Origin of the sequence: Phenylobacterium sp. (assembly GCF_037968635.1) — a bacterium.
Taxonomy (GTDB): Bacteria; Pseudomonadota; Alphaproteobacteria; order Caulobacterales; family Caulobacteraceae; genus Phenylobacterium.
Window position 1 is genome coordinate 1 of record NZ_JBBKVV010000181.1, and the last position, 2968, is coordinate 2968.

Annotated in this window: 4 protein-coding genes; 1 reads left to right on the forward strand and 3 read right to left on the reverse strand. The window is 63.6% G+C overall.

Annotated features, from left to right (window positions below):
- From fusA to rpsL, 3 genes are all read right to left on the reverse strand, one after another.
- A partial coding sequence (fusA, locus tag AAC997_RS19435) for an elongation factor G (RefSeq protein WP_340647358.1) occupies positions 1-1430 on the reverse strand: 1430 nt, incomplete at its 3' end.
- 102 nt (positions 1431-1532) lie between these two features.
- Complete coding sequence (gene rpsG / locus AAC997_RS19440) at positions 1533-2006, reverse strand: 30S ribosomal protein S7 (protein WP_215340976.1); 474 nt, start codon at positions 2004-2006, stop codon at positions 1533-1535.
- 12 nt (positions 2007-2018) lie between these two features.
- Entirely contained in the window at positions 2019-2390 is a 372-nt protein-coding gene (rpsL, locus tag AAC997_RS19445; protein WP_111278705.1) for a 30S ribosomal protein S12, read from the reverse strand.
- A gap of 363 nt (positions 2391-2753) precedes the next feature.
- Here rpsL and AAC997_RS19450 point away from each other — a divergent pair.
- A partial coding sequence (locus AAC997_RS19450; RefSeq protein WP_340647359.1) for a hypothetical protein occupies positions 2754-2968 on the forward strand: 215 nt, incomplete at its 3' end.

The following is a 2968-nucleotide window of genomic DNA, read 5'->3' on the forward strand; positions in this document are numbered from 1 at the left end:
CCGATATTGGCTTCCACCTTGTAGGTGCGCTTGAGGATATCGACCTTGATGTCGAGGTGCAGCTCGCCCATGCCCTTCATGACCGTCTGGCCCGACTCCTGGTCGGTGAAGACGGTGAAGGACGGATCTTCGGCGACCATCTTGGCTAGGGCGACGCCCAGCTTTTCCTGGTCGGCCTTGGACTTCGGCTCGATGGCGATCTCGATGACCGGCGCCGGGAAGTCCATCTTTTCCAGGATGACAGGCGACTTCAGGGGATCGCACAGGGTGTCCCCGGTGCGGGTGTCCTTCAGGCCGGCCAAGGCGACGATGTCGCCGGCGAAGGCTTCCTTGATGTCTTCGCGGTTGTTGGAGTGCATCAGCAGCATGCGGCCGACGCGTTCCTTCTTGTCGCGCGAGGAGTTCAGCAGGCCCATACCGGTTTCGAGCTTGCCCGAATAGATGCGGCAGAAGGTCAGCGAGCCCACGAAGGGGTCGTCCATGATCTTGAAGGCCAGGACCGACAGCGGCTCGTCGTCGGAGGCCTTACGGACCACCGGCTCTTCGGTCTTGAAGTCGATGCCCGGGGTCGGCGGGATGTCCACCGGCGACGGCAGGTAATCGACCACGGCGTCGAGCAGGGGCTGGACGCCCTTGTTCTTGAAGGCCGAGCCCGCGAGGATCGGATAGAAGGCGCCGGTCAGAACCGCCTTGCGCAGGCACTTCTTGATGACGTCGATCGAGGGCTCTTCGCCGCCGAGATAGGCTTCCATCGCGTCGTCGTCGAGCTCGACAGCGTTCTCGATCAGGTAGTGGCGGGCTTCTTCAGCCTTGGCCTGCATGTCGGCCGGGATTTCTTCGTCGCGATAGGTCGCGCCCAGACCGTCATTGTCCCAGACCACGGCCTTCATGCGGACCAGGTCGACGATGCCCTTCAGAGAGGCTTCCGAACCGATCGGCAGCTGGATCGGAACCGCCTTCACGCCGAGGCGATCGCGGATCGTCTTCAGGCACATTTCGAAGTCAGCGCCGATCTTGTCCATCTTGTTGACGAACACGATGCGCGGAACGTTGTAGCGGTCAGCCTGACGCCAGACCGTTTCGGTCTGGGGCTCCACGCCCTGGTTGCCGTCGAGCACCGCGACCGCGCCGTCGAGCACGCGCAGCGAGCGTTCGACTTCAATGGTGAAGTCCACGTGGCCGGGGGTGTCGATGATGTTCAGACGGTGACCGTTCCAGATAGCGGTCGTCGCGGCCGACGTGATCGTGATGCCGCGTTCCTGCTCCTGCTCCATCCAGTCCATGGTGGCGGCGCCATCGTGGACTTCACCGATCTTGTGGCTCTTGCCGGTGTAATAGAGAATCCGCTCCGTGGTCGTCGTCTTGCCCGCATCGATGTGGGCCATGATGCCGAAGTTACGGTAGTCGTCGATTTTGTGCGCGCGGGCCATAGCGGAAGCTCTGCTGGAATAAGCGTTCGGGATAGGCTGAACGAACAGCGCGGGCGGTTTAACTCAAACCGCCCGCGCCGAAAAGGGATGGTTCGTGCTGTCTTACCAGCGGTAGTGCGAGAAGGCCCGGTTGGCTTCGGCCATCTTGTGGGTGTCTTCCCGCTTCTTGACGGCGGAACCCCGGTTCGAGGAGGCGTCCAGCAGCTCGCCGGCCAGTTTCTCGGTCATGGTGTTCTCACCGCGTTTACGGGCGGCGGTCACCAGCCAACGGATGGCGAGCGCCTTCCGGCGTTCGGGACGCACTTCGACGGGCACCTGATAGGTGGCGCCGCCGACCCGGCGGGAGCGGACTTCGATGCCAGGAGCCACGTTTTCCAACGCGGAGTGGAAGGTTTCCAGGGGACCCTGGTCCTTGCGCTTGGCTTCGAGGATATCGAAGGCGCCGTAGAGGATATTCTCGGCGACGGCTTTTTTGCCTTCGTACATGACGTAGTTCATGAATTTGGTGACCGTCAGGTCTCCGAACTTCGGGTCCGGCAGAACTTGACGTTTCTCGGCGCGACGGCGGCGGGACATTCTTCTTATTCCTTACTTAGGACGCTTGGCGCCGTAGAGCGAACGACGCTGCTTGCGGTCCTTGACCCCTTGGGTGTCGAGCACGCCGCGCAGGATGTGGTAACGGACGCCCGGAAGGTCCTTCACGCGGCCGCCGCGGATGAGCACGACGGAGTGCTCCTGCAGATTGTGGCCTTCGCCCGGGATGTAGCACACCGCTTCGATGCCGGTGGTCAGACGCACCTTGGCGACCTTACGAAGCGCGGAGTTCGGCTTCTTCGGGGTCGTCGTGTAGACGCGGGTGCAAACGCCGCGGCGCTGGGGGCAGCCCTTGAGGGCCGGCACCTTGTTGCGCACCGGCTTGTTCTGCCGAGGCTTGCGGATGAGCTGATTGACTGTTGGCATCTATTCTCTGCTCTGGAGGCGTGTGCCGTTGGGCCGTGGCGCCTCAGTTGGGGTCCGTGTTCAAAGTTTTCGAAACCGGCTCGTTGAACGCAAAAACTCGCCGGCGCGCATTGGTTCGCGTTCCGGCGGGCCAGGCTGTCCGTTTCGGGACTTGCCGTTCAACGGGGCGAGGGACGAATCCCCGGCCTCGAAAGGAGCGCGGTTCATACTCGCCAAGCCCCCCGCCGTCAACGTTTGCGAGCGTATGGGCCGTCGCGCGCCCGCCTGCCCGCTTTCGGACATGAAACCGCCTTCCGCCGCAGCCCTCTATGGTCAAGGTTTCAAGGGGCGGGACGAGGCATGTGGAAGGCGGGGCGCTGGAGGTTGGGAGTCCTCGTAGCGGTCTCAGTTCTGGGCCACGTTGGCGTCCTGGCGATCCTGACGGCCAACCACGCCCAGTTCCGGCGTTACGAAGGCTCTCCGGTCTTCGAGGTGAGCATGGCGCCCCGCGTCGTGGCGACGCCCCAGGTGGTGGCCCACCGGCGTCCGCTGCTGCGGCCGCGCCCCTCCCGGTCCCGGCCCGACGATCTCTCCGTGGC